A 26,080-nucleotide genomic window follows, 5' to 3' on the forward strand; every position below is an offset into this window, starting at 1 on the left:
ATTATTTTTTAATCCATTCGATTACTGTTATTCAATCAAATAGTCATCATCAAGCGAGGCCTTAGCAATAATTTCCCGCATGATTTCATTCGTACCCTCAAGAATCTGATGCACTCTCAAATCGCGAAAAATGCGCTCAATTTGATAATCATGAAGGTAACCGTATCCTCCATGAAGTTGCATGGCTTTGTCGCTAATGCGAAAAGCAACGTCAGTGGCTAATCGTTTAGCCATTGCGCAATACATAGGTGCATGAACATCATTTTTATCCAAGGCATCTGCTGCACGATACACCATTAAGCGCGCAGCCTCAAAATCAGTCAGCATATCAGCAAAATAGAAACGCAACGCCTGCATTTGGGTTAAAGATTTTCCAAATTGTTTCCGTTCATGCATATACTGTTGCGTCAACCGCAGGCAGGCTGTTGCACCTCCTAAAGAGCAAGCAGCAATGTTAACACGCCCCCCATTTAAAGCATTTAAGGCGATTTTGAAACCCATGCCTTCATCACCCACTCGATTGGCAATCGGTACACGACAATTTTCAAAGTAAACCATGCAAGTCGGTTGATTTCGCCAACCCAGTTTTCTTTCCAACTTACCAAAACTTAAACCAGGGTTATTTTTTTCGATTAGTAGCGAGGTAACCCCATGGTGTGTATCGTCCCCCGTTCTCACCATGCATAGGTAAACATCACTAATACTTCCTCCCGAGATAAATGCTTTTGAACCATTTAAAATGTAATAATTCCCTTCCTTAATTGCTCTGGTCTTTAATGAAGCAGCATCCGAACCAGACTCAGGCTCCGTTAAACAGTAACTTGCCAGAGCATCCATCGACGTTAAACGAGGACCCCAGGTACTTCGCAGAGGTTCTTGCGCATAGCGGTCAACCAATGAAGTCACCATATTATGAATAGAAAGATAAGCGCTTGTGCTCACACAACCAATGGCAAGCTGTTCAAAAATAATTGCTGCATCGAGTCGCTTTAAATTTGCGCCACCAATATCTTCAGCGGAAACCATACCTGCCATACCAAGAGTAGCAGCTTCACGCAGAACATCAACGGGAAAATGGTGGTTTTCATCCCATGAAGCCGCATGAGGAGCCAGTTTATTGCGCGCAAACTCAGCAGCCATATCGCGAAAAGCCAGATGCTCTTCACTGAACTTAAAATCCATAACTATCCTTATTGATTGATACCCTATCTGAGTAGTTTAAACCATAACACAAATTTCGCTGCTTAAACGACCCCCTGTTTATGCTACTATCCAGGTACGCAGGTAATCTGCTCTCTAAAATTTGCGTATAAATATTGTTTATGATGATGCAACAAAGAATGCTATTATTGCCAATTTTTTGCGTCAGTTAAATAATAAAAATAAAACCAGTATGGAAACCATAGGACAAGCCGATTATCATACCCAGGCGATTCATCTATTAAAAGAGTATTTTGGCTTTGATGCTTTTCGCCCTCCCCAAGAAGAAATTATTCATGATCTTATTCTTGGTAAAGATCTTTTGGTATTAATGCCCACAGGTGGCGGTAAATCACTTTGTTATCAAATTCCAGCGTTGGTGAGACCTGGTGTGGCAATTGTGGTTTCACCCTTGATTGCATTAATGGAGGATCAAGTGGCTGCATTAAAATTACAAGGGATTCGTGCCGCCTATTACAATTCATCGTTAACTGGTGATGAAGCAAGATTAGTCCTGGCACAACTTCATGCCAATGAGCTTGATCTTCTCTATATTGCTCCCGAACGCCTCATGAGTCTTTCTTTTTTAGAGCGTCTTAAAGAATGTTCGTTGTCATTATTTGCTATTGATGAAGCACACTGTATCTCACAGTGGGGGCACGATTTTCGTCCTGAATATGCGACATTGGGTTTATTGAAAACGCATTTTCCTGGGATTCCTGTCATCGCACTGACAGCCACAGCAGATCAGCAAACACGTCAGGACATCATCAAAAGGCTTAATTATAACCCCAGGCAATTTATTGCCTCATTTAATCGGCCAAATATTCACTACACTGTGGTCATTAAAAATAATCCGCTTAAACAATTACATCACTTTTTACAAACACAACATCAGCAATCAGGCATTGTGTATTGTGGAACACGACATGAAGTTGAAAGAGTCGCTCTGAATTTGCAGGAATTTGGTATTAAAGCCAGAGCTTATCATGCTGGACTGACTTATAACGAGCGACGAGAAGTACAAAATGCATTTCGCCATGATCGTATTGATATTGTGGTGGCTACCATTGCTTTTGGTATGGGAATTGATAAGCCCAATGTTCGTTTTGTGGTGCACTATGACTTGCCTAAAAACATCGAGAGCTACTATCAGGAAACGGGACGAGCCGGACGAGATGGATTAGCCGCATCCGCAGTTCTGCTTTTTAATCCTGCAGATAGCGGCCGTTTACGCGGTTGGATAGCGACTACACCAAGCGAAACACAGCAACGCATAGAAATTAACAAGCTCAACCATATGCTGGCTTTTGCTCAGGCAACACACTGTCGTCGTCAAATTCTGCTTCGTTATTTTGATGAGCCTACTGAAAAAGCCTGCGGTTATTGCGATGTCTGTGATAATCCACCACAAACTGTTGATGCCACAGAGGATGCACAAAAATTCCTTTCCTGCATTTATAGACTTCGTCAAAGCTATGGCATGACCTATGCCATTGAGGTCTTAAGAGGAAGCACTGCCGAAAAAATTCAACAGGCAGGTCATCATCAATTAAGTACCTTTGGTATTGGTAAAGATAAGTCTGCCAATTACTGGAAGCAACTGGCCTGGCAATTAATTCATCGGGATTATTGTTACCAGGATATCAATCACTTCAATGTATTGCGCTTAACGAAAAAAGCCGTTGCCGTATTGAAAAATGAAGAACGGGTGTCACTCGCTATTCCCCAAGTTGATTTAATCACTAACAATGCAAAAAATAAGCAGCGCGAGACTCTTTCTAGTGCAAGCAATCCTCTTTTTGAGACATTACGAGTGCTGCGACGCAAATTGGCTGAAGAAGAAAATAAACCACCATTCATGATTTTTAGCGACACAACCTTACATCAAATGGTAAGAGATAAACCGCAAAATCTAAATGATCTACTGAATATTTCCGGAGTTGGACAACATAAACTGAATCATTATGGCTGGCATTTTCTAAAAGCGCTCCGTGAGTATAAAGAACCAGCGGAAAGTTAACTGCACTTTAAGAAATAAGTGGCTGTCATTTTCCCAAAATGAGAATCTACCTATCCTAATAAAATCGCTTCACCTTAAGCACTGGATGGATTCTCGCCTCCCCGGGAAGAGTATTTCTGCGGGAATGACAAGAAATCCATGCAAATTCTTTACTCCAATGCAGTAGTACTATCCCATTAATGAGCGTGGCATCCAATTTTCAGATGAACTTGATAATATTTATTTTTGGAATTCTCGATAAACCCTCGAGTTTGCATCACTTCATACCAATCCAGTTTTCCATGTACTTTAGCAGCCTGAGCGACAGCATTATTAATTGCTTCTTCAATACTGTCTTCTGAAGTACCCACTAATTCAATAACTTGATAAACACGATTACTCATTTTCACTCCTTGAAATAGTAAACTCCCTTACTTGATTTTAATCACAGAGTTTAGTCTAGACGAATTTTAATTATTTAACACATAAATTTTAGAATAGATAGTGTTGCTGGTATATTCTCAGTAATTCCCGCCAACTTCCATAGATAGCAGTAGCAATGGCGTGTGGCCAGATACCTTTCATAACAGATAAAGCCATCCTCGCGCTCTCGAAGCACATTCATGTGCTTCGAAGGTTTACGAAAGCATCTGGCCACAAGCCATTGCCGGCACTGAATTTTCAAGGCGGAATTACTGGTCTAAACTTGCTTAGGGCATGATTGTTAATTGAATAACTTGTCCTAAATTTAATCCTACCGGTGTCCCTAGAGGTACGGGAAAATTAATAAATCCATGCCCAATTCCTGGTACTTGAATTACCGGCACCTCACACGCTTTGGCAAAACGCTCCAACACAGGTTGAACTAACGATGAACCGTCTGGCTCTGCACCACCAATAAAATCGCCAAATAAAATTGCGGCTGCATCATTAAATACATTCGCTTGCAATAAATGGGTTAACATCCTATCCACACGATAACCTCGTTCAGCAATCTCTTCGAGTAGCACGATTTTACCTTTTGCATCAATTTGCCAATTGGTACCAATGCTTGCCTGGACTAATGATAAATTTCCTCCTGTGATAGAGGTATTGAGGGTAATCCTTTTTTCAGCCAGCGCATTAAGGGGCTTTCCTTGCAATTTTGTTTCATTCAAACCGAATAATAGGGCTTTGACCGCTTCAATCGATTCTGGTGAAAACTTGTCGACGGCAAGCGCTCCATGAATGCTCGGCCATTGCCATTGGCGTTCAAAAAACAACAGCAAAGCAGTAATATCGCTCATGCCGAGAAAAAGTTTGGGTGATTCAGGCCGGATTAATTTAGTCAGTTCAGGAATTAAACGTAAGGAACCATAACCACCACGCGCGCAAATAATTGCTTTGGTTTGTGAACTTTCCAATGCTTTTTTTAATGAGATGAATCGATGCGCATCATCATTGGCACAAAGTAAATCATCCCCAAAAATTGCATCATCAATATGGCAATTTAACCCCCAGGAAATCAATAACTCCTTAAGCGTTATTAAATGCTTATCGGTGCAGCGAGAAGCAGGAGCAATAATTTCAACGTAGTCGCCTTCTTTTAGAACAGGTAATTTTTGCATGTCACTTTCCTAATTGTACACCGCTACTCTGGGACTATAAGCGCAATATCAGCGGGGGAATGTAACATACCACCCGTGTAATTTTTATTGCCTGCAGCGAAATATTTATCCATTTTCTCTGCTGTCACATTACCCAGACATCCCAGTAATCCAAGACCATCACCATTGCAATAGTAGCCGTTATAATCATAAAGTTTCTCAAATATCAGATTGGAATTTTCCTCCGAAAAATGAAATACCTCATAATTTGCCAGTTGCCAATGCTCATTCTGATTAGCCAAATGAAATGTTTTTATAGCAGGCTCATTACCGTGAGAGGTTGATAATCCAGGGGCAAAATAGACGCCGCTAATAATATTCTGAGCATCGTCCTTGATAATTCTTAATTCTTCAGCATGCGTATGCGAGGCCAGTAATCCTGTGATAATTTGATGATATTGGTTAATCAGCTTCAAAAAAGTCCTCTGTTCTTTTGAGACCCAAAAACTGGAATGATCAACGAGGTTATTTCCTGGTGGGATATGCATGGTTATTACTACACTTTCTTGCTCGCTGTTGGCGAGTTGTAATTGCGTTTCTAACCAATGAAGTTGATTAAACGCCTCTTGCTCGGATGTTTTGCGGTTTGGCGAAAACAATACCGTGTTTAAGGAGATAAGGCGCAGTTTCGGTTTCAGATAAGCAGCATAGTACCCATAGTCCGTGCTTTCAGTAATAAGACAAGGATATTGAGCTTGCCCTTCACAAAAGACACCCGTGGATAGAAATCCATTACCCCATCCACCAGCGTGCATGGCAATCTCATAAGGACTTTTTTCCCTACATGCCGGATCATTAAAGGCACCATAATTTACTGTTAGTGCATCATTATTTCCAAACGTATAGAAAATAGGAGTATTGGGAAAGGTATCTTTTAATGCAGTAAAAACAACTGCTTCATTTTCAGCCGTACTCTCGGAAGTATCACGCGCATGGCCAGCGATATCTCCTAAAATCACAATAAACTCAGGCCGCATAACCTTGCCACTTTTTATATTAGCGTCAATTTCAGTAAGTAGTTTTTCGAAGGTGGCATAATCCAAATCGTTATCTCTATTATATTTCAATGGACTAATCTCCATTGTATGGGCGGATGCCAGAGTAAGGTGTAGATCAGAAAGTACTAAAAGATTATTTTCTGCAGGAGTAGCTGCGCTTACTGTTAAAGGAAATGAGAAAACCAGGAGGGAAAGTAATAAAAAAGCAAATTGAATAAACTGCATAATCACCTTACATCATTTGTTGTTGTGCTTTGGCAATGGCTCGACGAATCATTTTTGCTTCTTCCGATTGCTCTGGCGCTAATCGCAATAAATGCTGCCAATAACTGATCGCTTGTTCATAATTGTGGGTACTGTAAGCATCCATGGCCAGCATAGCCAGTGCATCAGGTTGATCCGGATTTTTTTGCAATAATTCGTTGAATAAATTTCTGATAATGTCGTTAAATGTTTGCTGATTCAACTGCCAAAGCGCTTGGGCATAATTAACCGTGGCTGCATCATCGGTTGGACTAAGTCTATGAGCTTTCTCAAATGCTTCTTTCGCAGGCTTCCATTGCTCTTGGCTTGCGTATAACCGCCCGAGCAAATACCAACCACGTGCGCTGTCAGGTTGCGCTGCCAGCCGTGCTTTTAACTTCTCAATAATCTGGGAAGGGTCTTTTATGGTTTGCAAAACGGCCTGGACTTTGCGCTGCTTTTCCTGTCGTTGCAAAAAATCATCCCACGCAGGCAAAGCCCCCCAATAAAAATAACCTGCCATCAACATTACTATCATTACTGGCACTACCATAAGAAAGGTTTTTTTTGACTGGCGTAAGGGATAATAAATAACAGGCAATGCCAAAAAAACTAACAAAGAGAAAGAAAACAATAACCACCATTTATTCATTTGAACTTCGCTTTAAACAGGTGCGCCAAAAAATAATGAAACCTGCCAATAGAAATATAACAGGTCCAAACCACAAGAATGCTGTTAAAGGTTTAACTGGCGGTTTAAACAAAATAAAATCACCGTATCGCGCCGTTAAATAATCAATGATTTCACTATCCGCCTTCCCTTCCCTAACGAGATTGTAAACCTGATCGCGTAAATCTTTAGCCAGGCTTGCATTAGAATCAGCCAAATCCTGGTTTTGACAGACCAGGCAACGTAATTCTTTAAGCAAATGAGAAAATTGTGCTTCCTGTTTGGTATTTTCAAGAGGATAAAGAGTATTATTGGCACTACTTACAGTGCCAAATAGGATAAATATTAGAAACAGGAAAACGTTAGAGTTTCTCATGCTTCCTCCTGTAACAATTTTATACGAGGCAAAAATTCTGTATTCCATGAGGTAGCATTTAGGATCCCAACATGCCTGAAACGAATAACACCTTTTTTATCGATTAAAAATGTTTCGGGGGCACCATACACCCCTAAATCAATTGCCACTAAGCCATCATGATCTTCACCAATTGCTCGATAAGGATTACCCCATTCTTTTAGCCATTGCGTGGCATTTTGGGTATCATCTTTATAATTTAAACCGTAAATAGGTATACCTTCCCGAGATAGCTGCATCAAAAATACCTGCTCCTCAATGCAGGCAGAGCACCAACTCGCCCAGACGTTTAGCAATGACACCTGCCCTTGCAATATCTTGGGTGTAAAGGGATGCCCACTCCCTAGTGAAGTTAATTGAAAATCGGGAAGTGCCTGATTGATTTTTGCGGATGGTAAGGTTTGTGGTTCTAATGATAACCCCCTCCAGAGAAACACCACGAGCAATGCGAAAAAAAGTAAAGGAGTTAAGCGCCAGAATTTCATGCTAATACCTCATCAACTGTTTTCACTGCATGTCGCTTTTGATAGTAGCGTCTATCACTTAACGCAAGCAATCCTCCTAGCAAAATCATAAAACCACCACCCCATATCCAGCGGATGAAAGGTTTATAATATAGACGCACTGACCAGGCTTTATCACCTAATGGTTCGCCCAATGCCACGTAAATATCGCGGAAAGGACTAACATCGATGGCTGATTCCGTCATCGCCATTTGCCCCACATTGTAAATGCGCTTTTCGGGATAAATCACAGCAGCTTTATCGCCATGACTTATTTCGAAGCGAGCCTGGGTACCATGATAATTTGGTCCTTCCAATAACGTCTCATTGACAAATCGAATTTTAAACCCTGCGAGTTGAGCAGTATCGCCAGGAGCCATGTGTACGTCGTCTTGCACCCCGTAATTGCAAGAGATGCTAATCCCGATAACAGTGACAGCAACACCACAATGGGCAATGACCATTCCCCAAAACCCCTGGTGTAAATTTAAAATACCACGTTGCTGATGACGCACTAGAATTAATTTGCCCGTACCGCAAATAACCCATAGTGAGAGAGCCAGTCCTAATAAAGCAGCAAAATTAATGACAGAAGTCAGCAACCATAAAAGACCAATCGCAGCAGTAATGCTTGTAATGAATAACCCCATTATCAGCGGAAGTAATTTTTTGCCGTCATGTCGTTGCCAATTTAAATTCACTCCTATTCCCATTAAGAGCAGTAAAGGAACCATCATTGGATTAAACACCGCATTAAAATAGGGAGCTCCTACTGACAATTTTCCAAGACCGAGCCCGTCAATAAGCAAGGGGTAAACCGTTCCCATCAGTACTGTTAACATCATGGCGGCCAGAAAAACATTGTTCAAAAGAAGCACGCTTTCTCGAGAAATGGGTGATGGATGCGTGCGATTTTGTAACGTTTGTGCTCTGAGGGCGAACAAGAGTAAGGAGCCCCCGATAACAATCAACAGGAAACATAAAATATATAAACCACGTTGGGGGTCTACTGCAAAGGCATGGACAGACGTTAGAACGCCTGAGCGCACCAAAAACGTGCCTATCAAGCTCAAAGAAAAAGCAGTGATGGCCAGCAATAACGTCCAGGCTTTAAATTGTTGTCGCTGTTCACTAACCGCTAAAGAATGCAGTAATGCCGTGCCCACAAGCCAGGGCATAAAGGAAGCATTTTCAACGGGATCCCAAAACCACCAGCCTCCCCATCCCAATTCACGATAAGCCCACCAGCTTCCAAGGGTAATTCCTGCTGTCAAACAACACCAGGCTGCCAAGGTCCAGGGCCTTGTCCATTTTGACCAGGAAGATTCAACTCGACCGGCCCAAAGTGCGGCAATGGCAAAGGCAAAGGCCACAGAAAAACCAACATAGCCCATATAAAGCATTGGCGGATGAAATAAAAAACCAGGATCTTGTAACAAAGGGTTTAAGTCACGCCCCTGGGTGTTTAATAATTGAAATTGGCGGGCAAATGGATTTGATGTTGTTAACAAGAAAAGGATAAATCCAATACTTACCCAACCGAGTACGACCAATACTCTGGCGCGCATGGATTTATCCAGGCTGGCGCTAAAAAAACTGACTGCCAGCATCCATAAACTCAGTATCGCCACCCAGAGGAGCATGGAGCCTTCATGTCCGCCCCAGACAGCACAAAGCTTGTAAAACCATGGCAAGGAAATACTGGAATTGGTTAATACATAAATGACACTGAAATCATCACGCAAAAAGCAGACAGTAAGACAACAATAAGCAAGCGCTATAAAAATAAACTGGCCAGTCGCATAAAATGGGGCCGCGGCTATCCAATTCCGATTACTTCGCCATAACCCCAGTGTGGGGATAACCGCAAGCAACACTGCGAACAATAAGCTCAATAGCAATGAAAATAAACCAATTTCAGCAATCATCCGCTTTTCTTTTCTCCTAATTTCCCCGATTTAGCCAAAGCGTCTTTTACCTCGGGTGGCATGTAGTTCGCATCGTGTTTGGCAAGCACTTCTTTGGCCTTAAAGTGATGATGATTGGTTAGAGTACCCAGTGCAACGATGCCCTGTCCTTCACGAAATAAATCAGGCAAAATACCACGGTAGTTGACAGTGACAATCTGATTGAAATCCGTTAATTTAAATTCTACCGACAAGTCCTTTGCATGACGTACAATACTGTTTTTTACTACCATTCCGCCCAGGCGAATCAGACGTTCCTTGGGAGCTTTCCCTTGAGCCACTTGTGTTGGTGTATAAAACAAGCTGATATTTTGCCGCAAAGTATACAGGACAAGCCCTGTCACAACACTTAAAACAGCCAAAATAAACAATAAAAGAATTATTTTACGCCTGCGAGCTGGGTTCATTGTTGTCTCTTAAACCATTGTTGTAAATGCTTGATTGTCCGTAGGCGCTGCATGCGAATACCCAAGACATGTCCCACCAGAACAAGAGCAGCCAAAGCGTAAGCAGACCATACGTAAGCTGAATACCCTCCCATTGACCACCATGTGATAAACTGGCTCATATTTCTCCATTCTCCATCAAATTTTTTACCCATTGCTGTCTGCGCTCACGCAGCAAGAGTTCATTACGGGCTTTGTGCAAAATTACCCATAGACAATACAGAGAAAAACCAAGTAGCGCCAATAGTAAAGGATAAAGCATAGATGCTGCAATTTTAGGCTTTGCAAAGAAGGATAAAGTAGCCCCTTGATGCAAGGTATTCCACCAGTACACAGAATAATGAATAATGGGCAAATCGACTAAGCCAACTAACGTTAAGATAGCCGCAATCTTATCGCCCTGCTCTTTATCCTGAAACGAATTTTTGGTTGCCAAAATAGCCAGGTATAAAAAGAATAAAATGAGTTCTGAAGTTAAACGCGCATCCCAAATCCACCAGGTACCCCACATTGGTTTTCCCCAGATACTTCCTGTTATGAGGGCAAGAAAAGCCATGGATGCGCCTACCTGTGCCATAAGACCCAATATTAAACCAGCCATTTTAATACGCCATACCAGCAAAAGAATGGCAAGAAACCCCATCCATGCATAGAGAGCCATTGACAAAAAGGCACTTGGCACGTGGATGTAAATAATACGAAAGGCGTTACCCTGTTGATAATCGGGAGGTGCAAAAATTAATCCCCAAATCGCGCTCAGCAGTAAAAATACCAAGGCACTGCTTCCCACCCATATCAGCCAAGGCTGGGTACGTTGGTAAAATGTTTTAGGAGAAGCCAATTGGTATAAAAATTTCCACATAGGAGATATTTAAATCAGAAAAAACAGGAATTTTACCATGCATTAATCAGCAAGGCTAATGCGAATAACTGCAGCAATAGCAAAGGGTAAAAAGGAAGCTGCCAATAATGAAATTGCCGTTAACAGTGCGAAATGAGCTTGTGCAGAAAAGCCCTGCATAATGGCAAACAAACTGCCACTACCAAAAATCATGACCGGTATTGTTAAGGGCAGTAAAACAAGAGCCATCAATACTCCTTTCCCGGCACTAAAAGCAGCAGCAAGTCCACATAAAAAGAGAATAGCCGGTGTCCCTAATATAAGACTGATCATTAACATATAGGTTTCAACAAACGTTAAATTAAACAACAGCGCTAATAATGGCGAAAAAATTAGCATGGGTAACAAATTAAGAAGCCAGTGCACCAGCAATTTTGCACTAATGATAAGAGTTAATGGATAACCTGAAATTAGCCACTGCTCAATCAATCCATCTTCATAATCCTGTTGAAAAAGATTCACTGAGGAAAGCAACATGGCCAGCAGCATAGCAATCCAAACGACACCAGGCGCAATCGTTCGCATGATGGAGGTTTCCGGAGGCATCGTTAGTGGAAAAAAAACAGTCACCATTAAAAAAAATAACGCCGAATGCAGCAAAAGCCGCGGTTGACGAAGATGCAGTAGCATTTCACGCTGAATTTGACGTTTGAATAAACTAGCAAGCATGGTCATTATTTACCCATGTCTCTCATAAATAATACTCCAGGTAATTTAATTGCTCAGGTAAACGTTGATGTGAAGTCAAAACAATCAGGCCACCTGAAGAAAGATGATTATTAATAGATGTGATAATGAGTTCTGTTGCATCTTTATCCAATGCAACTAAAGGCTCATCCAGCAGCCATAAAGGCGCATCTGTCATCGTTAAACGCAATAAACCAACGCGCCGCCTTTGACCGGCCGATAAATGGCCACAAATGTCGTTCTGAAATTCTGCTAGCCCAAACCTCTCCACTACCCTGTTAAAATTAATCTTTTTCCTGCCCCAATGCATGTCAAAAAAGCAGTTTTCTTTAACGGTTAGTAAGGGGTTTATTCCTGTTCTGTGCCCGAGGTAGCACAGTTGGTGTTGATAATTAGACAGATTTTTTCCGATAGGTTGCCCGTCAAAATAAATTTCACCTTCCAATGGGTGCAGAAGTCCTGCAAGCAATCGGAGTAACGTTGTCTTCCCTGCGCCATTGTTGCCTCGCAAATGCAATAACTGCCCTTCTTTGACTGCAAAAGTAATCTTATTAAGTAAAGGCTTGTCCTGGTAATCAAAACATAGCTCACGTACTTCAAGCATAAAAACAGGAGTTAATTAAAAAAGGCAGACTATCTAGAAATCATTATTCTGGCAAGAGGCTTTTTCCGAGGGTGCAAGTTAAACTGCGAGTTTAAGCAAAGAATTTAGTAGTGTGCCTAATAAAGACTGCCTCCATGGCTGATAAATTAAAATTGTGCCATTGATCTGGCACAACTTGATTTATTAATTACACTGACCATTAAGAATGCAATTTTTAAGTTCTGTTGCAAATCTAAAATTATTGTCTTGGTCATAAGTAATCTCCCAATTAAAAACCCCACCGATATTACTGTAGGCTTTTGGGGGAACATAGCTATCACAACTTAAGCTGCTTACTGTAGCTGTTCTAAGGCATTGTATTGCACGTTTAATGGTACTGGTTGGTGTAACCGGCCAACCATCACTTGCACCACTTGCATTCGGAGCCGGGTAGCCTATCACTACCTGCGAGGGCTTTAAATAGCTAATATAGGGTTGAAATCCTGTGTTCCTGCCATTAACTATTGCAGGCCAATCTTCCAGTAAATCAGTGGCCATTGCCACAGAAAAGTCAGGTGTACTTGTGGGTGAAGGGCCATAACACACCTGATCAATACCAAATGCACACCCGGTATTGTAGAGCTGAATACCAACCCAAGCCAATGAATTATGTGTTTGCATAATTAATGAGGCATAATTTCCCCACGTCGCATCAAAACCACTGGTTGCTGCCACATTGGCTACCTGGGGCGTCAAAGTAATCAACAGTGATGGATTTTGACTATACATCGTATTAATGATGCTCGCCAGGACCGCAATATCTCCTTGTGGTTGTGAAAAAGTTCCACCAGCATTAACTCCATGTTCAATATCAATATCAAACCCATCAAATTCATATTGGATTATTAATTCAGTTAATGAGTTAATAAATGTTTGCTTGAAACTATCCACAGAAGTAGCTGCAGCCAATACTTGATGAAAATCAACAGTAGTATTCGGTAAGCTTGTCAAAGCGCCCCCTAAAGAAAGAATCACTTTAATTCCCGCCTGGTGAAGAGATTGAACGTATTCTCTAGTGATTGTATCAAAAGCTGGCGTTATTACCCCGGGATTACTCGTGCTAAAGACACCAAATGCAACCATGGCATGGGTATATCCAGCATTGGCAAGAGATTGGGCCGATGGGGGTGTTTTCCATCCAGGCAGATAACTAATAATTCTCCCACTCGTTGAGGAAACGGGTGATAAGGTAATTGTTGCTACTGCATTAGCGGTAGCCGTTAAAGGTTGTGGAGAGAAATTTACGGTGTAGCCGGACACATTCTCACTGCTAAGGGTATAAATTACACCACTGGTTAACTCCACACTTGCCGAGCCAGCCCCATTCAGTAAATCAATCGTTTTCACAATCACTGGTGAATTATCATTAGGTGTTAAGCTTACCTTCAATGAACTTAACGACGCTGGAGCACCGCTTACATTCAACGTAACTGTGTCTTTTATTACCTCAATACATTGATAACTCAAATTTGTGACAGGTGGGTTAGAAGCATTCGCTATGACAGAAGTTGGATTAAAAACTGACGAGCAATTGTAGCCGTTAAAATGAATTAAAGGAGAAAAAAAGGTGTAAGTGCCTCCTTCTTTTAATTGAGAAATAGTTTCAGAACTCCCCCAGGTTACCATCCTTGATTGGGAATTACCTGAATCAGTTTGCGTAATTAACACGGTTGGATTTACCCCGTACCCACTTAACTCGTCAGGTAAATTCTCTAAATGAATAATTAACTTACCTGCCTGCGGAACAAGAGAATATTGAATGGTTGAATTGACTGTTTGGTTTGCTGAAACAGTGACGAGACTTGGTGTGGCTTGTCCCTGATATTTATTTCCCTCGTTATCAACAATGGACTCAGCGGCAATTGTATAATTGCCAGGAGCAAGATGACTGATGACCTTCGAGGCTTGCCAGGGAAGCTGCACATCACTGATAATTTGGCCATTAATAAGCAGATGTACTAAAGCATAATGTTGTGACACATTACCTGGTCTTACTGATGGGTTATTTAATTTAATACTCCCTGACTCCACAACACTGTTTAAATAAACCAATGTGGTGTCTTCAATATGATGATCTTGTTCTGCACCATATTTGATAAAAATACTACTCCCTATAGGTAGTATGCTATTAGCACCAGGATAATCAGGGAAATGTAAATGGAATGTTGCTAAAAATTTACCATCCGATTGTGGCTGAGAAGTGATCATTAATTCATTATCAGGATAAGAAAGTGGTGAAAAATCACCCCAGAAATTGGTATTGAGCGCTGAACTTGTTTGAAACGTTACTGTAGAGTTTTGAAAGTCGACTGCCTGAGTACAATTGTTGGTAAGTTTAAGCACTATAGATTTCCAATGCTGGTTACCTGTGGAAGTAAAACCAGCATTAATGCAGCTAGTTGGCTGAGCAATGGAAGGGTTTATTGTTTGAGCGATTGTCGCTGTAGCAAACGATAATGCACCTAAGAGGGGTAATAAATATCTCATCAATTACATTCCCTGTAAGAAAAACTTTAACTATCTCACATTTTTTTATTAAACAATAGTGTTTATGGTTGTTGTCCAATCAAATGTCTTTCGAATTTATTAGACACTTATTACCAATCTGGTTCTCTAATCCACTGAAAAGAACTTGCACCCACACAAAGTCATAGGGATAATCATCTACTTTGTCTAATGAAGAAAGGTGGATGATGGAATTTTTGTCCGAATATGGTTTATTTTTGTTAAAAGCATTAACTTTAGTCATAGCGGTACTTCTCACTGTAGCCGGCATTGCCGCAATAAGTCGCAAACCCAAACATAAACTGGAAATTACTTCACTAAATAAACAGCATGAAGACACAAAGCAGCGTATGTCTCATGATATAAAAAATAAGAAACCTGAAAAAAAGCGTAAGAAAAAAGCAAAAGATGAAAGGAATTCACTGTATGTACTTGATTTTCACGGCGATATTAAAGCCAGTGAAGCCGATCAGTTGCGCGAAGAGGTGACCGCCATTCTAGCAGTTGCTGAACCTGACGATGAAGTGGTAGTTCGTCTAGAGAGTCCCGGTGGAGCAGTGAATAGCTATGGCCTGGCAGCCTCTCAGTTACAGCGCATACGCGATAAAAATATCCCTTTAACGGTTTGCATTGATAAAATGGCAGCAAGTGGAGGTTATTTAATGGCTTGCGTTGCTAACACTATTATTGCCGCTCCCTTTGCTATTATTGGCTCCATTGGTGTAGTGGCTCAACTGCCTAATTTTCATCGCTGGCTAAAGAAAAATAATATCGATGTTGAGTTGTTAACCGCTGGAGAATATAAACGTACTTTGACAATGTTCGCTGAAAATACTGAAAAAGGACGCCAAAAGCTGCAGGAAGACCTGGAAAAAATTCACCAGGCGTTCAGAAATTACGTGTTGGGAAATCGTCCGCAATTAGACATTGATAAGGTAGCCACTGGCGAACATTGGCTAGCAAGCGATGCTTATGAATTAAAATTAATTGATAAATTAAAAACAAGTGATGACTATCTCATGGAAAAAATGGCTGATTTTAATGTCTTTAAAATTAATGTTCAGGGGAAAAAATCACTGGTGGAAAAATTAATGAAGCCCGTGATGAAATTAATTCATCCATGGGCGTAGCTATTCTAGCTTAAGTATTTACTTCACTGTAACCTGGGTGAAATGAAGGTAACCCAGGTTAGCAATTTTTCTTTTCTCATTATATAGTAGATTAATTATGCTTATTACTTAGTCTAAGGACAGGCTATGTTTGCAGGGGCTCTTATTTTTTTAGTTATCGCCATTATTTCAGGGATATTCAGCTTCAAAAGACCATCGACTTCGACCTATGTTGCTAAACTTGTTTTTTACCTGTCAGTATTACTTTTCCTGGCGTTTTTATTTAGCTCTATTGTCAGTTTGGCACCGCCGCGTGTGCGAACTGGTGCATTACCCATATAATCTGACTAAATAGAATAAGCAAGGCGTAATACGACAGAATAAAGAAAAGGAAAATAGCTGTCGGAGGGAGTTAATTGAGCCTCACCATAACCTGCAGTGTAATTACCTCCGAGCTCAATCATCCAATGATTCGCTAGCGGGTAGTTAAATCCTGCTCCAAATGCAGGCGTTGCACGCCATCGATTCACTAAAATGTCTTCGCGATGAATTCCTGCCACACCGATACTGGAGTATGCCCTAATATAGGTATTAGGTATTAAAAGCATAATTTTTGCCTTTAGATCCACCGTTTCAGTTTTTGTTTTAAAAAAGACTTTATTCCCATTTAAAAAACTGAACAAACTCATGGGATCAAACGACACTTCAGCATCAGGATAGTCCAGATAACTTAATTCCAATGCAAAATAGTGGGCAAATTCATAACCAGTAAAGGCACCCCATACACCACCACCTTCCCGAACCTTGATAGGCGTTGACATACTTAAAGCCATATTTTGATTTTCTCGAGTAGGCACAAGTCCTTCCCAAGTAGTAGATCCATAACCACCCATAGCACCGAGGTAAAAATGTGGACTGGAACTGATTTTTTTGGCGGCATTTGCAAGACTGCTTAGAGAAAAAGAGAACAGCAAGCACCCTAAAACTAACTTTTTTATAATCACAGTTCACTACACCTTTTTAAACATCTTGGTTAGCAGATTGCATAACCAAGACAACACTGATTATTCTACTGACAAGCTTTCTTGGTAGAGCTACAGAGACGGCCACGAGAATCAACTCCGCCACGGAGATAACAATTCCAATTATCCATGCAGTCCTGAGGGCTTGTGTAACGTTGATATTCACAAGCTTTTTGTAAAGAACCAAACACACTAATCATGCGTGAATAAAGCGCATTCATATCCTGACACATCGAATTTGGCAGCCCGGATGAGGTACAATAACAAGTGGCGACTGATTTAAATGATGAACAAAAATTTACATCATTGGTAGGTAAAGCATTAGGACAACCAGCAAAAGCCGATAGAATCATACAACAGGAAAAAGCAGCAGCCAAACCTAATTTTTTTATCATCCTTGATTCCTCATTCTTAAAAGTTCTAGAAAACTTTATCAGAAACTAGAAAGACTGCAAAATAAAAAATTCACTTATGTTACGCACTCGCTCATTAGCCGTATGACTTCGTTGGCTATTCTCTCTCGCAATGCAGGGCGCAAATTCGCGGAAATAATTAAATAGGGTTTCGCTGAGTTTCCTATGCGCGTAAAACAGATGTCCAATAAATTATTTATAGTTAATAAATCGTAGTGATACTCTCTAATCTCATAGAGTTTAAACCCGAAAACCTCTGGCTCCTCCTTACGTTCAGCATTTATCAAGAAACGAGGTTGTACATTAATATTAACAAGAAAGTTATTCTTTTTGTCACCATGAAGACGTAAGCACTGATTAAGAATTTGTGGGTTTAATTTCGATGAACGAAATAAGGTCGTATAGAGCCAAACAATAAATTTCATCAAAGACTGTTTAATAAAATGATGTTTTTGTCGAAACGTACCGAGACTTGCAAGTTTGATTAAATCTGAACATTGTTGATAGGGATGAGTTGCAACAACTGACTCATGCACTTGCTGCAAGAGAGACATTAGATTAGAGTGTTTATTAACAGTGAGCTTAATAGGCTCAAGCCTTAAAAAACAACCGATAGTATTATCATACTCAGGATTATCTCGCGTTGACTTTACACGGTTAATATAAATTGAGGATTCACTCCCTTGCTCACTTCCACTAACATTCCATATAGCCTTCATCAGCACTGCACATACTCCATCCAAAATACTGGAATGATGTTTTTTGCAGAATGTTTGAAACTGATTTAATGTTTCCGCGGGAATTTCTGTATAACTCGAGTAATAAAATCGTTGAGCTGATTTGTAGTTAACAATATGCTCCAGGGGAAAAGTAATTAATCGAGCCTCTTTAAGATAATCCCCCCAAAACTTTAAATCGCGATTGAGGGAGTGTTGTGTGTAAGAAACTTCATCTAGAAGGTAGTTTCTAAAAGCCGTATCTTTTTTTATCGAGTGACTCCCTATTTTAGATAGATTATAAAAAGCAGATAAATCCGATAATAAAATTTCCGGCGAAACATCATCTGAAATAATATGTGGCATACACAACTGCATTTCAGTGATGCTATTTTTTAAATAAAATAAACGAACGATTAACGGATATTGATTCTTAGGCCAAGGGTAGTATTCCACGAGCTGTTGAATAGAATTTTCAAGAATGTGTTCACTGTCTCTCTCAGACAGCGACTCCAGATTTTTTTCAGTAAGATGAAAGGTTAAATTCTTCTTTAAATATTGGAGCGGTTGCAATTGGGCAACCTTAAATGACAACAGCTCGTGTTTACGAAAAACTGCCGCAAATGCTGCATTTAATTTAGCGATATCCAAACGACCTGCAAAACGCTTTCTGGTGAAAATATTTAATCGCTTTGCCTTGGGCTCAAACGTATCTGCTAGCCATAACAGTAATTGAAAATTACTTAAGGGGAAACTGCTTGCTTTTAAAAAAGCTTTGTTGGGACGCCTTTTCTTCCTTTGCCTGGCCTTTTTTATTAGGGAAGCTAAATAAGCGATAGTAGGCTGCTGATAGAAATCATAAAGCTTTACTTCTTTGCCAAATTGATGATTGATGGTTGAAATAATTCTTGCTGCCGATAAGGAATGCCCTCCTAACTCAAAAAAATTATCTTTTAGTCCAATTGGTTTTATTTCCAGCTCCTCCATCCAGAGTTGCGCAAGTTGCTTTTCAAGCGATGTTTTAGGTGCTTTATAATATTGACTGGCTGTAAATTGAGGTATGGGCAATGCGGCTCTATCTAATTTCTCGTTTGCATTTAGAGGAAAAGCATCCATCCTCACAAGGCTTGAGGGAACCATGTAATCTGGCAAGTGGAGCAGTAAATACTGACGCAACTCACCATTGTCCACGACCCTTTGAGAATTATTAAGTGTATAATAGGCGACTAGTTTTTTTTCTTTTTGTTCTCCATCTGCAGCAATAACCACAGCTTCTTTTATGGCCGGATACTTACGTAAACACGTTTCAACTTCACCTGGTTCAACCCTGAATCCCCTAATTTTTAACTGATGATCAATCCGTCCTATACACTCGATTTCTCCTCTCTCGAGCTGGCGACATAAATCCCCTGTTTTATAAAGCCGCGCGTTTGAGTTTTTACTAAAAGGATTATTGATAAAGGAGACTTGAGTCAACTCAGGATTATTCAAATAGCCTCTGGCCAGACAATTTCCTCCGAGATATAATTCCCCTACTGCGCCATCTTCTACAGGCAGGCGATTTTCATCAAGAATATAAAATTCAACATGAGGTGCCACATGTCCTATGGGTACATTTTTACCAAGTCTATGAACGTTTTTATGGTCAATTTTATATAAACAGACCGCCACACTCGTCTCTGTGGGCCCGTATTCGTTATACAAAACATGCTGAGGGTAAAGTGCTAGCCAAGCCAAGCAATCGTAGGTAAAGAGACTTTCTCCTGCCAGCATAATTTTCTTTAGATCAGTGAGCGCTCTCGGTTTATTTTTTACTTCGTAGAGCAACACGTTAAAGTAACTGGGTGTTAGCTTAATAAAACTAACCTTGTTTGCCTCAAGGTAGTTTAAATACTGTCGAGGATCTTTTTTTATCTTATCTGAACAAATAACCAACGTTAAACCTAACATTAAGGGAATGATGGAGGTAGTTAAAGCAAAGTCAAAGGCCGGATTTGAAGAGAAGTCAATTCGTTCTCCTGGCTGGCAATCACAGTATTCAGCAAACCACAAGGCATAATCAACCACTCCCTCATGCTCAACCAACACTCCTTTAGGTGTGCCGGTAGAACCAGAGGTGTAGATGATATAGGCTAAGTGTCGCGAATGTGCTTGCGACACTGGATTTTGCGTTAGCTGTTTTTCCAGTTTGCTATTCTTATCAATAGTTACTATTTGGCCGGAATAATGCGTAAATTTCTTTTTTAATTTATCCACAGTAATTAAAAATTGTGTTCCGCCTTCTTTTAAAATTAGCAACAAGCGTTCTTCCGGATGCGATGGATCCAGAGGGATATAAGCTCCGCCAGCTTTTAAAATGCCTAAGATCACAATTAAAAATTCAATGGATCTATTCATACACACTGCAACTTGTGTATCAGGTTTTATTCCCAGTTCCCGCAGATGATGCGCCAGTTGATTCGCTTTATGATTTAATTGTTCATAGTTTATTGTTTGCTCATTAAAGATAATGGCTGTTTGCTGTGGTCTCTGCCTGACCTGCGTTTCAAACAAACCATGTAGTGTCTTTGAAGTAAGTCCGGCTTCCTCTTTAAGAAGTGCATTTACTTTTTCTGAGTGTTCCATCTCAAATTATCTTCCTTTTTAAAAAGTCAGTGATTACTGCACACTATTATTGCAATCTCTATTGATTATTAATTATAGTCTGGGTAAAAGTCTATCCAGCCATTTTGGTAAATACCAATTCCAGGATTGCAGCAGAGCCATTGTTGAGGGAACTAATAAGGTACGAATTAAAAAGGCATCTACAAAAATAGCCACTGCAATTCCAAGCCCAAATGCTTTTACCATCAGCACCTCAGCGACCAGGAATGAACCACAAATCACTATGACGATGAGGGCGGCACTGGTAATAATGCGGCTACTTTTCTCAATGCCAAAAACAATGCTGTTACTGTTAACCCTATTTTCTTCATAACACTCTTTGATTCTGGTTAATAAAAACACTTCATAATCCATGGAAAAGCCAAACAGCGCACAAAAAATAATGACCAATAAGCTGATATCCAACATGCCTTGCGGTTCAAAGTGAAGCCACTGCGACAAATAGCCCTCCTGAAAAACCAGGACAAGCGCACCGTAGCAGGCGCACAAACTTAATAAATTCATTAAAATCGCTTTAACCGGCAGGAATAAAGAACGTAATAAAACAAGCAAAATCAAATAAGTAAAAATAATAATCCAGAGAATAGCCAAGGGAAGAATGCGCGAGATGCTCTCCAGCACCTCTTTATTAATGACTGGTGTACCCGTTAATTCTATCTCCATTCCCTTGGCCACACTCATATCACGCAAGGTTGCAATTAACTCCTGGGTTTCAGGTGAATTAATTGGATATTTGCTGATAATATTCATTACGGTGAATGAATAGCTGGTGGTCGTCGCTAATAATTGTTTCAGGCTTTTACTTCTTGAGTCTTTGTTGTCGTTATAGAGATGGTAATATTGGTTTTTTGTCAATTTTGAATCAGTCGTTACAATACTGTTAACGTTATCGATGGCCGGATCTTTTTTCAATCTTTGAGCCAAATCGTATAAATTATCAAGATTTGTTTTCGATAGGATGTAACTATGCGGTGTTTGAATTAAAACCAAAATAGGATTTAGCGATTCTATATTAAATTTTTTAGCATAGGTGTCGAAAAAACGACGATGCTCTGAGGTCTCTGGTAAAATTCGGTGATCAGAAACACCAAATTTGGCTGACAAAAAAGGATAACCCAGCATCAACAAAAACAAAAGCACGGGAAAGAAGAAAAGTAATGGTCGTTTAACAATTTTTGTAGCTAACCAATACCAAAAACTGGCGCGCTTTTTACCTTTTCGATGAAATCGCACAGACAGTAAGTTAATTCGTCGATTAAGTATGCTTAAAATAGCTGGTAATAAAACAATAGCAGTTAGCACGGCTACTATGACTGCGACTATCCCTCCCATAGCTACAGAAAAGAGAATATTAATAGGAAAGAGAAATAAGGCACTAAGACTTACAAGAACTGCCAAGCCACTAAAAAAAACAGCCTTTCCCGCCGTTTCTTCAGTAACAGCGATTGCTTCGCTTACAGGGACATCATGGTGTAATTCATCACGAAAACGACTGATAATAAACAGTGAGTAATCCAAACTAAGACAAAGTCCGAGAAGTAGCGCAATATTTAAGGTGAAAATGGAAAGTGTATAAATATAGCCTAAGAAAAAAAGCATCGTTAGAATAATTAATGCTGCTCCTCCTCCTAAAACGATAGGTAACAAGGCAGCAACAACCGAGCCAAAGACAAAAAGTAACGTTACAATAGCGACAGGAGCTGCGACTAAATCTGCCCGATAAAGATCCGTCTGGGTTTGCTTATTCACATCCTTGACAAAAACAGCCTCACCACCCAACTCCACCGTCATGCCCTTAGGTTTTTTTATTGCTTTTTCAAATTGTGTGAGTAAACGATCTTTAAGAGGTTCACTGCTTTTCACCATGACAACCACATAAGCAGTATGCTTGTCTTTTGCAATTTGACTCTTGTTATCCTCAGGCATAAGAATTTCATGCTTGATTGGGAAATCTTTTAAATCTTCCAATGATTGTTTTATTTTTTGGATAAATTGAGGATTAGTCGCTAAAAGTGTAGGACTTCTGTAGATAATCAGAAATTTGTTAGCTGTATTGTAGTCTAATTTTTTATTAATGTATTCCTCAGCTTTTGCACTTTGAGAAGTTTCATCGATAAAACCTGTGGTTTTAAAAGGACTAATTATATTGGGTAGAAAAGGAAGAGATGCTAAAAGAACAAGTAGCCAAAATACAACAATGAACCATCGCAGTGGATAGATAAACTTTCCTAAAGTATAAAAAAAATGACCTTGCATCCTTATCCCTAATCCATTATCGCTAACTGCAGGTTTGGTTTTCAACGCATTTCTTTAGATTAAAAACGCTTATTTCTCAATTAAATGTAGTCAAAAATGTACATTTTGCACAATCATGTCCGCCGATCCTGAGCTAGATACGTCATTTTGAACAGATGAAAAATAGAGCGTTGCTTGCACGAGATTCTTCATGCAGCTAATGCTGCATTCAGAATGACGTGGCTGGAATTTGTGCCATTGTTACATCTTGTCATCGGCTTCTGAAGTCTTGAAAACGTCATCACCTGAATGTGGCGTAAGCCGCATGAAGGAGCTCGTGAATAGGAACCTGTAGCTCAATTACTTCCTTTTGATATTTAGTTACTGCCTAAGATTAGTGATTTTCTTCTTCACTCCGAGTAGACTAAATTTTCAAAGCGCCAGGAAGAATCTCATATGGAAAAATTTATTATCCAGGAAGGATTTCCTACTGTTATTCGTCCATGTGAAAACATTCATTGGGCACAGCAACTTGTTGACTATAAATCCCAATTCAAACAGTATTTATTAACATACGGAGCTTTACTCTTTCGTGATTTTCCTTTGACTACAGCCCAACATTTTTCAGAATTTATTAAGGCACTGAATTTAGGCCACTTTGCCAATTATATTGGCGGCGATAGCCCCCGTGATAAAGTTATCGATAATATTTATACGTCTACTGAAGCACCTCCCCATGTTCATATTCCCTTACATCAAGAACTTTCTTATTTAAAAACCTTTCCAACTCATATTTATTTTTATTGCCAGATTGCACCCTCCTTTCAAGGCGAAACAATTATTGCTGATGCCAGAAAGATATATCAGGCGCTCGATCCAAAAGTTATCCAGCGCTTCCAGACAAAAGGGATAATCTATATTTCTCACTATTATCAACAAAGCAGAATCATGGCGCTAATTAATTATTTTGCCCGTTCACACAAATCCTGGATGGATGTTTTTGAGACTAAGAATAAAGCAATCGTTGAGGAGTTTTGTCAATCCAATGACATCGCATGGAGGTGGCTTGCCAATAGTTGGATTGAAATCAAGCACCATGGTCCCGTTGTTTTGCAGCATCCAATTACTAAGGAAACAGTCTGGTTTAATCAAGCGCATCTCTATGATTTTAACCCCAAGCTTTTAGGAATAATGAAATTTCTTGCCATAAACCTGGTTTATTTTCGGCGCCTGACCCGACTACATGAAGTTACTTTTGCCGATGGCAGTGCAATACCTCGTCAGGATCTTTATCATATTTTGGACACGCTGCAGCAAAATACTGTCTCTTTTCCGTGGAAACAAGGCGATGTCATGGTGTTAGATAATATTTTGACCATGCATGGCAGAACCACCTTTAAAGGGATGCGCCGAATTTTAACGGCTTTAACTACTTAAATATTTTTAAATTATTCAGCAATAGCCCTATTTGCTAATTAATAAAACATCTTGGTATACTTGCGACCCCTGCTACCCTTATTGTCGAGAAAATTTATGCCTTTGCTTGAAAATGTCATCTACTCTCAAGAAGCTATTAAACTCTGGAGTGAAGAGCTACCTCATCTGGAAAGTCGCATTGCAGAAGAGGAGCAGGTTATTAAGTCAGAAAAATTGCAGCTGACGCGATTAAACGAGCAACTAAATCATTTAAAAAGTCAAATAGCCAACCTCCAAACCCTAATTTCTATACAGGAAGATTTGCAGCATCATCACCATCATTCTCCTTTTCCCCATCACCACCATCATACTTTTAATACAGTAGTTACTGTTAATGTTGACACCATCTCCAGTTTAATTACATTGAGAACTGATCTAGCTAACCTAAGATTAAATAAAAACAGATTGTTAGACGACCTCGCTTCCCATAAACAGCAGATTACTCGTTCAAGAAAAGAAATTGCTCAGGCAGAAGCAAGGATCTCATGGATTAAAAACCATACTGTCAAAGCGCAGCATTTCCTGAAAATCCTGCGTGAAAACCCCGTTACACTGGTTCAATCGCTTCAAGAAAAAATTCTTAAGAAATTTTTTGACTATGAATACAATCACCCTGCAGGCCTTTCCCCCAGGGTGCGTATTTGTCTATTAGCTATTCACGCCAAACTTGAACAACTCTGCACACCTGCAGTAAATCCCTCTAGACTTTATCCTGACTTAGAGGCTAATTCTTCCCAAAGCGTACAAATTAGTTACTTAAGATTATGTGGCTTTATTTGGGAAATGTACTGGCAAGTTAAACATGAAGAAAGAAATGAGGAGTTCACCAATCTACTAATCGAGCTTATCAATGAGCTTCATATAGATGAAGATGGCGATTTACCAGATGACTTGCGTTCAGGAAAAACAGCTGATGCGCATTTTCAGGAGATAAAAAATGAGGGTGGCTTTTTAGCCGATTTAACAAATCCAGCATTATTAATGCTCGAATCAACCATCGTCAAACAAAAACTCCACACACTACGAAATTACCTAACCCCACAAAATAGTGTACACGCTTCTATGGCATATGCTCTTCAATTAATTGAGGATGAAATTGCCCTAAAAAAAGAAGAGAATGAAACTATTGATTATCATTTTTACACAGCTGTAATGGATGATTTTCTGCGGATACTAAACCCTCAAACGCATCATGAGGCTGTGAAGTATTTGGGCAAATTGGCTGAATATGCCTCCGGAACACCTTCCCTGGGTAAGAAAATTGGCGGCGCATTGTTAATGGTTGCAGGTTTGGCTATTTTAACAGCCAGTATAGTAGGTCTCGCTGCAACCTTTGGTGGCAGTTCATTTTTTAGTGCTTGTGGTATTGCTTTAGGTCTTAGCTTGTTGCAGTTTGAAGTCGCCTTTGGCAGCCTTTTTGCTATATCAGCAGTAGCGGGCTGCGGGCTTACTTTTTTTGGCAATCAAACCTTTAATCAGGGTAAACGACAAGGCTTATCCCAAGAGTTGGTAACGATTCAGGAACAATGCCAAGAATCTTATACAATGAACTAAGGGATTAATAACAGTAGGTTCTAAAGAGCAAGGTACTACTCAAGAAATGGCAACCTCCTTGGTGA

At 40.0% G+C, this 26,080-nt stretch carries 23 protein-coding genes; 5 read left to right on the top strand and 18 right to left on the bottom strand.

What is annotated here, in order from left to right; all coding sequences use genetic code 11:
- Positions 1 to 27 precede the first annotated feature (27 nt).
- Positions 28 to 1,182 carry an acyl-CoA dehydrogenase family protein gene (locus clem_RS08645; protein ID WP_094091183.1) on the bottom strand — a complete coding sequence of 385 codons (1,155 nt, stop codon included), beginning with the start codon at positions 1,180 to 1,182 and terminating at the stop codon, positions 28 to 30.
- A gap of 211 nt (positions 1,183 to 1,393) precedes the next feature.
- On the opposite strand from clem_RS08645, the gene recQ reads away from it, so the two are divergent.
- The gene (gene recQ, locus clem_RS08650; protein ID WP_094092318.1) at positions 1,394 to 3,223 is read left to right on the top strand and encodes a DNA helicase RecQ; all 1,830 of its coding nucleotides are present in this window, start codon (positions 1,394 to 1,396) and stop codon (positions 3,221 to 3,223) included.
- A 176-nt stretch (positions 3,224 to 3,399) separates the two neighbouring features.
- Here recQ and clem_RS08655 read toward each other — a convergent pair whose 3' ends face one another.
- From clem_RS08655 to clem_RS08715, 13 genes are all read right to left on the bottom strand, one after another.
- A complete protein-coding gene (locus clem_RS08655; protein ID WP_094091184.1) occupies positions 3,400 to 3,606 on the bottom strand; it encodes a dodecin in 207 nt (68 codons plus the stop codon).
- Between the two features lie 306 nt (positions 3,607 to 3,912).
- Complete coding sequence (locus clem_RS08660) at positions 3,913 to 4,809, bottom strand: S66 peptidase family protein (RefSeq protein ID WP_094091185.1); 897 nt, start codon at positions 4,807 to 4,809, stop codon at positions 3,913 to 3,915.
- Positions 4,810 to 4,832: 23 nt separating this feature from the next.
- Positions 4,833 to 6,071 (bottom strand): metallophosphoesterase family protein, encoded by a 1,239-nt coding sequence (locus tag clem_RS08665; protein ID WP_094091186.1) that lies wholly within the window; start codon positions 6,069 to 6,071, stop codon positions 4,833 to 4,835.
- Between the two features lie 7 nt (positions 6,072 to 6,078).
- Positions 6,079 to 6,741, bottom strand: a complete 663-nt coding sequence (locus tag clem_RS08670; protein WP_094091187.1) for a tetratricopeptide repeat protein — start codon at positions 6,739 to 6,741, stop codon at positions 6,079 to 6,081.
- Positions 6,734 to 7,135 carry a cytochrome c-type biogenesis protein gene (locus clem_RS08675; RefSeq protein WP_094091188.1) on the bottom strand — a complete coding sequence of 134 codons (402 nt, stop codon included), beginning with the start codon at positions 7,133 to 7,135 and terminating at the stop codon, positions 6,734 to 6,736. The genes clem_RS08670 and clem_RS08675 overlap by 8 nt, the downstream gene beginning before the upstream one ends.
- Positions 7,132 to 7,659 carry a DsbE family thiol:disulfide interchange protein gene (locus clem_RS08680; RefSeq protein WP_094091189.1) on the bottom strand — a complete coding sequence of 176 codons (528 nt, stop codon included), beginning with the start codon at positions 7,657 to 7,659 and terminating at the stop codon, positions 7,132 to 7,134. The genes clem_RS08675 and clem_RS08680 overlap by 4 nt, the downstream gene beginning before the upstream one ends.
- Positions 7,656 to 9,605 (bottom strand): heme lyase CcmF/NrfE family subunit, encoded by a 1,950-nt coding sequence (locus tag clem_RS08685; protein ID WP_094091190.1) that lies wholly within the window; start codon positions 9,603 to 9,605, stop codon positions 7,656 to 7,658. The genes clem_RS08680 and clem_RS08685 overlap by 4 nt, the downstream gene beginning before the upstream one ends.
- Positions 9,602 to 10,051 carry a cytochrome c maturation protein CcmE gene (ccmE, locus tag clem_RS08690; RefSeq protein WP_094091191.1) on the bottom strand — a complete coding sequence of 150 codons (450 nt, stop codon included), beginning with the start codon at positions 10,049 to 10,051 and terminating at the stop codon, positions 9,602 to 9,604. The genes clem_RS08685 and ccmE overlap by 4 nt, the downstream gene beginning before the upstream one ends.
- Entirely contained in the window at positions 10,048 to 10,212 is a 165-nt protein-coding gene (gene ccmD, locus clem_RS08695; protein WP_198333091.1) for a heme exporter protein CcmD, read from the bottom strand. Before ccmD ends, ccmE begins: the two co-directional genes overlap by 4 nt.
- The gene (gene ccmC, locus clem_RS08700) at positions 10,209 to 10,952 is read right to left on the bottom strand and encodes a heme ABC transporter permease CcmC (protein ID WP_094091192.1); all 744 of its coding nucleotides are present in this window, start codon (positions 10,950 to 10,952) and stop codon (positions 10,209 to 10,211) included. The genes ccmD and ccmC overlap by 4 nt, the downstream gene beginning before the upstream one ends.
- Positions 10,953 to 10,994: 42 nt before the next feature.
- Complete coding sequence (ccmB, locus tag clem_RS08705) at positions 10,995 to 11,666, bottom strand: heme exporter protein CcmB (RefSeq protein WP_094091193.1); 672 nt, start codon at positions 11,664 to 11,666, stop codon at positions 10,995 to 10,997.
- A 16-nt stretch (positions 11,667 to 11,682) separates the two neighbouring features.
- Entirely contained in the window at positions 11,683 to 12,282 is a 600-nt protein-coding gene (ccmA, locus tag clem_RS08710) for a cytochrome c biogenesis heme-transporting ATPase CcmA (protein ID WP_094091194.1), read from the bottom strand.
- Positions 12,283 to 12,465: 183 nt separating this feature from the next.
- Positions 12,466 to 14,808 carry a glycosyl hydrolase family 18 protein gene (locus tag clem_RS08715; RefSeq protein WP_094091195.1) on the bottom strand — a complete coding sequence of 781 codons (2,343 nt, stop codon included), beginning with the start codon at positions 14,806 to 14,808 and terminating at the stop codon, positions 12,466 to 12,468.
- A gap of 206 nt (positions 14,809 to 15,014) precedes the next feature.
- On the opposite strand from clem_RS08715, the gene sohB reads away from it, so the two are divergent.
- Positions 15,015 to 15,956, top strand: coding sequence for a protease SohB (gene sohB / locus clem_RS08720; protein WP_094091196.1), 942 nt, complete (start codon positions 15,015 to 15,017; stop codon positions 15,954 to 15,956).
- Positions 15,957 to 16,082: 126 nt separating this feature from the next.
- A complete protein-coding gene (locus clem_RS08725; protein ID WP_094091197.1) occupies positions 16,083 to 16,277 on the top strand; it encodes a DUF1328 family protein in 195 nt (64 codons plus the stop codon).
- A 5-nt stretch (positions 16,278 to 16,282) separates the two neighbouring features.
- On the opposite strand, the gene clem_RS08730 is transcribed toward clem_RS08725, so the two are convergent.
- The 4 genes from clem_RS08730 to clem_RS08745 form a co-directional block, all read right to left on the bottom strand.
- On the bottom strand, positions 16,283 to 16,939 hold the full coding sequence (locus clem_RS08730) for an outer membrane beta-barrel protein (RefSeq protein WP_094091198.1): 657 nt from the start codon (positions 16,937 to 16,939) through the stop codon (positions 16,283 to 16,285).
- A gap of 65 nt (positions 16,940 to 17,004) precedes the next feature.
- The gene (locus tag clem_RS08735; protein ID WP_094091199.1) at positions 17,005 to 17,352 is read right to left on the bottom strand and encodes a hypothetical protein; all 348 of its coding nucleotides are present in this window, start codon (positions 17,350 to 17,352) and stop codon (positions 17,005 to 17,007) included.
- A 74-nt stretch (positions 17,353 to 17,426) separates the two neighbouring features.
- Positions 17,427 to 20,711 carry an amino acid adenylation domain-containing protein gene (locus clem_RS08740; protein WP_094091200.1) on the bottom strand — a complete coding sequence of 1,095 codons (3,285 nt, stop codon included), beginning with the start codon at positions 20,709 to 20,711 and terminating at the stop codon, positions 17,427 to 17,429.
- Between the two features lie 72 nt (positions 20,712 to 20,783).
- Positions 20,784 to 23,051, bottom strand: coding sequence for an MMPL family transporter (locus clem_RS08745; protein ID WP_332460215.1), 2,268 nt, complete (start codon positions 23,049 to 23,051; stop codon positions 20,784 to 20,786).
- A gap of 390 nt (positions 23,052 to 23,441) precedes the next feature.
- On the opposite strand from clem_RS08745, the gene clem_RS08750 reads away from it, so the two are divergent.
- Positions 23,442 to 24,422 carry a TauD/TfdA family dioxygenase gene (locus clem_RS08750; RefSeq protein WP_094091202.1) on the top strand — a complete coding sequence of 327 codons (981 nt, stop codon included), beginning with the start codon at positions 23,442 to 23,444 and terminating at the stop codon, positions 24,420 to 24,422.
- Between the two features lie 96 nt (positions 24,423 to 24,518).
- Positions 24,519 to 26,015, top strand: coding sequence for a hypothetical protein (locus tag clem_RS08755; RefSeq protein ID WP_094091203.1), 1,497 nt, complete (start codon positions 24,519 to 24,521; stop codon positions 26,013 to 26,015).
- The last annotated feature ends 65 nt before the right edge of the window (positions 26,016 to 26,080 follow it).

The organism is Legionella clemsonensis, from assembly GCF_002240035.1.
GTDB classification, from domain to species: Bacteria; Pseudomonadota; Gammaproteobacteria; order Legionellales; family Legionellaceae; genus Tatlockia; species Tatlockia clemsonensis.

Excerpts from the sequence above, each read along its gene's own strand:
- clem_RS08645 (WP_094091183.1), bottom strand. The coding sequence starts at position 1,182 with ATGGATTTTAAGTTCAGTGAAGAGCATCTGGCTTTTCGCGATATGGCT.
- recQ (WP_094092318.1), top strand. The coding sequence starts at position 1,394 with ATGGAAACCATAGGACAAGCCGATTATCATACCCAGGCGATTCATCTA.
- clem_RS08655 (WP_094091184.1), bottom strand. The coding sequence starts at position 3,606 with ATGAGTAATCGTGTTTATCAAGTTATTGAATTAGTGGGTACTTCAGAA.
- clem_RS08660 (WP_094091185.1), bottom strand. The coding sequence starts at position 4,809 with ATGCAAAAATTACCTGTTCTAAAAGAAGGCGACTACGTTGAAATTATT.
- clem_RS08665 (WP_094091186.1), bottom strand. The coding sequence starts at position 6,071 with ATGCAGTTTATTCAATTTGCTTTTTTATTACTTTCCCTCCTGGTTTTC.
- clem_RS08670 (WP_094091187.1), bottom strand. The coding sequence starts at position 6,741 with ATGAATAAATGGTGGTTATTGTTTTCTTTCTCTTTGTTAGTTTTTTTG.
- clem_RS08675 (WP_094091188.1), bottom strand. The coding sequence starts at position 7,135 with ATGAGAAACTCTAACGTTTTCCTGTTTCTAATATTTATCCTATTTGGC.
- clem_RS08680 (WP_094091189.1), bottom strand. The coding sequence starts at position 7,659 with ATGAAATTCTGGCGCTTAACTCCTTTACTTTTTTTCGCATTGCTCGTG.
- clem_RS08685 (WP_094091190.1), bottom strand. The coding sequence starts at position 9,605 with ATGATTGCTGAAATTGGTTTATTTTCATTGCTATTGAGCTTATTGTTC.
- ccmE (WP_094091191.1), bottom strand. The coding sequence starts at position 10,051 with ATGAACCCAGCTCGCAGGCGTAAAATAATTCTTTTATTGTTTATTTTG.
- ccmD (WP_198333091.1), bottom strand. The coding sequence starts at position 10,212 with ATGAGCCAGTTTATCACATGGTGGTCAATGGGAGGGTATTCAGCTTAC.
- ccmC (WP_094091192.1), bottom strand. The coding sequence starts at position 10,952 with ATGTGGAAATTTTTATACCAATTGGCTTCTCCTAAAACATTTTACCAA.
- ccmB (WP_094091193.1), bottom strand. The coding sequence starts at position 11,666 with ATGACCATGCTTGCTAGTTTATTCAAACGTCAAATTCAGCGTGAAATG.
- ccmA (WP_094091194.1), bottom strand. The coding sequence starts at position 12,282 with ATGCTTGAAGTACGTGAGCTATGTTTTGATTACCAGGACAAGCCTTTA.
- clem_RS08715 (WP_094091195.1), bottom strand. The coding sequence starts at position 14,808 with ATGAGATATTTATTACCCCTCTTAGGTGCATTATCGTTTGCTACAGCG.
- sohB (WP_094091196.1), top strand. The coding sequence starts at position 15,015 with ATGGAATTTTTGTCCGAATATGGTTTATTTTTGTTAAAAGCATTAACT.
- clem_RS08725 (WP_094091197.1), top strand. The coding sequence starts at position 16,083 with ATGTTTGCAGGGGCTCTTATTTTTTTAGTTATCGCCATTATTTCAGGG.
- clem_RS08735 (WP_094091199.1), bottom strand. The coding sequence starts at position 17,352 with ATGATAAAAAAATTAGGTTTGGCTGCTGCTTTTTCCTGTTGTATGATT.
- clem_RS08740 (WP_094091200.1), bottom strand. The coding sequence starts at position 20,711 with ATGGAACACTCAGAAAAAGTAAATGCACTTCTTAAAGAGGAAGCCGGA.
- clem_RS08750 (WP_094091202.1), top strand. The coding sequence starts at position 23,442 with ATGGAAAAATTTATTATCCAGGAAGGATTTCCTACTGTTATTCGTCCA.
- clem_RS08755 (WP_094091203.1), top strand. The coding sequence starts at position 24,519 with ATGCCTTTGCTTGAAAATGTCATCTACTCTCAAGAAGCTATTAAACTC.